Genomic DNA, 5,316 nt, shown 5'->3' on the forward strand with positions numbered 1-5,316 from the left:
CCTTAACTTAATGACATTGCCCTATTACATCTTTTTTCAATGACGAGAGATTTATTCTAACTAGCTCTCCATTAATGTTATTGTAATATATCTCATCCTTTTTTGTTCCTATAAAATAACTAAAATCATTACATATAACTGTTGTATCATCATCTTTATTATCCACCATAATCAATTCGTTCCTGTTTTCAAAAATGATATTGTTATTATTAGTAGTTGTATATCCTGAAACAGAACCTATTATAGTTTTAGGGGTAATATTCAATTCATTAGTTAAATCAATAGCTTTCAAGCTATTATCTTCATCCATGTAATATGCCTTATTACTCAATGCATATATCAATTCTCCTGATTCAACATTCTTTCTATTTATTATGTTGACTGTGTCAATGATAGTCATACCTTCATGAGATGCAACTTCATTATTATTACCTATTACACAATATCTATCATTCACTAGATACATATCTAATGAATCTCCCTCTCCACCTAGACCAAATTTTGATTTATAGAACTCTTTCACTTCTAGTGTTTTCAATATTATTTTATAAATAATACTATCATCATTGCTTATATAAACAGCATCCTCAGTAAATGCTACAGTACTATCTGATGGATAAAAGAAGTCCACATTACCCTTAATTATTTTATTAATCTTATCATATACATATAGTGAATCCTCTACCACATATATAAGAGTTTTTTTACCTTCGTATATTATCTTATCAGGTTTATTAAATTCTTTATCAAGTTCAAATATTCTAGTACATATACTACTACTATCTCCAGAATAAATATGATTATTATGAAGGAATAGATAGGATATCATTCCTCCATTTGGTATAACACTGATTAACTCTTTATTCTTTTTATTATCTTGTATTTTATACAATAGATCTCCTTCAACAAAATACAATGTATCTGATTCACTCATCATTAATTTTACATTATCGTCTGTGCATGTTATTTCATCAGTAGATCTATTCTTACTATAGAATTTTATGGGATATTGAGTACTATAATAAATATTTCCCTTTGTAACAGCATAATCTAAAACTATATTCTTATCAATTAATTCATGTTCACCCTTAGAGTAATAATAAAAACCAAATTGATTATCGTATCTATTATAATATACTTCTTCAGCATAAGCTTTTATATTGATTACTGGAAAATCTGTAGTACATAATTTATCCCCTGTTTTTCTATCAATAATAACTAAATGATTATCCTTTTTTCTTGTATAAGCCAATATATCTGAAGAAAATGTAAACTCTTGGTATTCTTCCTTTATATTCTCTTTAATCTTATTGATATCTGATTCTAAGTAAGTTTTATTATCCTTAATCATATATGGTTTACTATATTTAGCTAAGTGCTCTTCATAACCAATATAATAATGATTTATTATGTTAATTTTATCTATGTCTTTTTCCTTTGCAGAATTATAATCCATCAAGTAATTTTCATAATACATCTTATCATCTTCAAGCTTGATTAGTTTTTCTTGATCATATCTTTTATTTGCCTTCTTATTATTCCAATATAGAATATCAAGCATATCTGTTGAGTTTTTATCTAGTTTTAATATATCACCTTTACTAGTTAATAAATATATGTACTCATCAAGTACTATTCCTTTTATAGATTCTTTAGATTGTAAATCAGCTACTTTCCCATAAATCTTATCATCATTTTCTTCTTCTAATTCAATTATTGTATCAGATTCATAATCATATTTTTTAATCTCAGAATCTTGTTGTAAGTACAAATCCTTACTGTTAGTTATTCGTATTCCATCATTATAATTGCTATCATGTAAGGAGAATTGATGTATTTCATCTAATTCTTCAGTTTCTATATTGTATTTATATATATACCTAAGATAATACTTTTCCACATCATCAACCTGAATATAGATGATATTGTCTTCATAGAGTGCATATAGATTTCGCATGTTTTTTAATAATAGTTTTTCACTATCATCATCAGCAATGTTTTGAATATACACATTATCGTCTTTACAATATAGTATCTTGTCACCTGCATATTGTACTGGATATTCCATGTATTTTACTAATGATGTTTTTAATGAATCTCCATCTAATGCGTACATTTTGTTATTAGATATGAAGTAATTCTTTTTTTGCAGTTTCATCAACCTATTGGAATAATCTACTTTATTTTCAAATACCTGTTTACATTCCTGGGTCTCTTTATTAAATGAATATAAAGTATTATCATCTTCTTCATTAATAAATAATAGATATTTACTATACTTGTCATTTACAATAGATTGGTCATTTTCTTCTAGCGTTTCATTATCATTTCCCTTGCTTTCTTCATCTAGATTTGCATTTGAATTCTTATTATCATCAGTTGATTTGCTGGTATTTCCTTTTGATGAATCATCATCAGTAGCAACTTTTTCATCACCATCAACTCCTGTTACCTGAGTTATATCAGTTTTACTTTTACAACCTGTCAAAACTATACTCATAACAACTGTTAAAAGAATAATTAATTTCCAATTTAATCGCTTCATAATATTTCTCCTCATCATTTGTAATATTCATTACCATAATTTACAACTCCTGATAAAAATAATATCATAAAACTATTAAAAAACATAACATTTTATTTTAAATATCTATTACTTAAATATTATCTTTATATTACTTAACTAACCTCTATATAGCAGTAGAGATATTATATTTTTAAAAATTGAGCAACATTTGAATTTAGTTAGAATAGATTATAAATAAAAATAATATTTATAGTGCTAATGGTAAATTTATTAAATTATTATAACTTTTCATATTATACAGTTTTTAGCTGCTTATAATAGTATAAAAACACATTTTAAATATCTTAAATTAAAATTGTATAAAATAATTTTTTATTTTCTTATTCACAATTACATAAAAATATTGTATAATATTATCTAAGCTTTAGTGAGAGTTAAAATATCTAACAAAAGAATGCTGAGTTATATTACCAAAATTTAAATTTATAGGTAAAGTTATTAGGATGTTGTTATTTTTGAACAAAACATCTTTACTATTGTTTTATTATTGATTATATATAATAATATAACCTATATAAATAATTAATATAATTGAAAGGGTGTAGCTACTATGAAAAATCACAGATTAATTTATTTTATTATAGTAAATTTAATATTAATATTTGTTGTTAATGGATGTGCCCAATTTAATCCTCCTTCTCCAATAAATACCACAGCCATTAACAAAACTGACATAACTAAAAACACAAATGTTATAGAGCAAGAATATACTAATTTTTCTTCAAATGATTCTTCTATTAAATCAATAAAAGAATCTATACAGAAAGATGATAATATTGATGATAATTTTTCTAATTATATAAAGCAGATTGATAATCCTTCAAAAACAATTGATTATACATGTATAGCTGACAATCTCATTAAATCCTACAAATATTATTCACCTAAATATACTACTTATATCCGATGCGATATTTATTATATTCAAATGGTATGCTATATAAAAAAACTATATATAGGTGATTCTACTGAACCCTTTTATATAAATGAATATTCTCAAGATAGTACATTAAGTGACGATATTAAGGATTCAGCCATATGGATTAACGAAACTAATATATTAGTTGATGGTTTATATCTATATAAAATACCCACACAAACATTCAATGAATTTACTTCGCTTTGTAACCAACTTGTCCCTAATCAATTGCTCGATTATACTATAAATAATTGTAGAACTCACATTGCATATTTAACTAATGATAAAATTTATTTATTTGATATTTATAATAATGATATTAGGACAATTTCAAAAGAATCACATTTAACTGATTATCAAAATGAACATAGAATCTTGTGGGATGAAAAAAATCAAATCTATTTTGATACTTACTATGAAATCTTTTTAGATAATAGAAATAAAACCAAAAATAAAATCTTCAAATTCAATCTAGAAACTGATATGCTGGAACTGCTATATGATGACACTTATGCATTAGGACCTTCATCATACGATAATAGATATGGAACAATTTATAACTATAATGCTTTAAATACTGATGGGCATCATTGCCTTGTTAAAATCTTAGACAATAAAACAAATTCGATTATTTTTGAATTCCTAGGCACACATTTTTCATGGTCTAATAATAGCTATGAAATATTATTCTCCTATAATACTTCAACTAAACATTTAAAAATCAACTTTACTGGGGAATGTGATGTATCAGATTTTAATTGTAATAATCAACCGAATAAATATAATTATTAATTTCAAACATATATATAATAATCATGTGTTATTAAAGGAAAAGACCAAAAAGTCTTTTCCTTTATTGTACAGTTTGAGTAAAGTCAAATACCTTTAAGTCTTTAGTTAATTCTGTAACACTTTTAGAATTTTATCCCAAAGTTGCACATTATAGAATATAGAACCATCAAATTTAATATGTCCATCTTTATATCCGTGTTTTTCATCAAAAATAACCTTTTTACCAGTAGAATCACGGAAGTAACCCCATTGTTGACCAGTAGCTTTTTTTTTGCCTGAATAGATACCTACATGGGTATGATCAGCCATTCCTCCACCATTATCTTTGTTTGTAGTATGCCCCATAAGACCAATTATTTCCCCAGCTACAACATTCTGGTCTACAGACACACATATGGAATCTGGTCTAAGATGCGCATAAAATGAATAAAAAGTTTTTTTGCTATATGTATGTTCTATCTGCACAACATACCCATTTGCACTATTACTACCATTACTAACAGTCGATCTTCCTGCAAACTTAACTATTCCTCCATAGACTGCCCTCGATACAGGTGCAACAATGTTTACTACATCCAATCCAAGATGACCATGATAATTTGCTGAACTAGTTGGATCATTAAAAATTTGACTAGCTCTCCAATTATAATATGTATACCAACCATTTTTTAATTGAGGAGTTCCTTTCTCCTTCATCTTCTTAATATATAAGCCCCAGTATTCTGTATCCAAATGAGATAAAGGTACATAACGATCTTTAGTGCCACCACCTAGTAAATTATATGTAATAAAAGCAACTTCATTTTCAATAGCTTTAACTGTTACACTTTCACCATTAGATATTGACCCCCCGTTAATTGTTAGTGCAACGTCTTTAAACACTGGTAATATTCTACTACTACCATTTCCAACATAAGTTTTTGTTTTCTTTAGTAATGGTGATTGACAACTACTTTCACAGGATGTCTGACAACTTTTCTGGCATGAAGATTGACAGCTACTTTCACAAGACGTCTGG

Annotated in this window: 3 protein-coding genes; 1 reads left to right on the forward strand and 2 read right to left on the reverse strand. The window is 26.2% G+C overall.

Annotated features, from left to right (window positions below; genetic code table 11):
• Positions 1–7: 7 nt before the first annotated feature.
• On the reverse strand, positions 8–2,545 hold the full coding sequence (locus ACX6CF_RS19990) for a hypothetical protein (RefSeq protein ID WP_458787136.1): 2,538 nt from the start codon (positions 2,543–2,545) through the stop codon (positions 8–10).
• A 592-nt stretch (positions 2,546–3,137) separates the two neighbouring features.
• Between ACX6CF_RS19990 and ACX6CF_RS19995 the strand changes: the two genes are divergently transcribed.
• Positions 3,138–4,298, forward strand: coding sequence for a hypothetical protein (locus tag ACX6CF_RS19995; RefSeq protein ID WP_458787137.1), 1,161 nt, complete (start codon positions 3,138–3,140; stop codon positions 4,296–4,298).
• 105 nt (positions 4,299–4,403) lie between these two features.
• Here the strand turns inward: ACX6CF_RS19995 and ACX6CF_RS20000 are convergent.
• A partial coding sequence (locus tag ACX6CF_RS20000; RefSeq protein ID WP_458787138.1) for a M23 family metallopeptidase occupies positions 4,404–5,316 on the reverse strand: 913 nt, incomplete at its 5' end.

The organism is Vallitalea sediminicola (genome assembly GCF_054408565.1).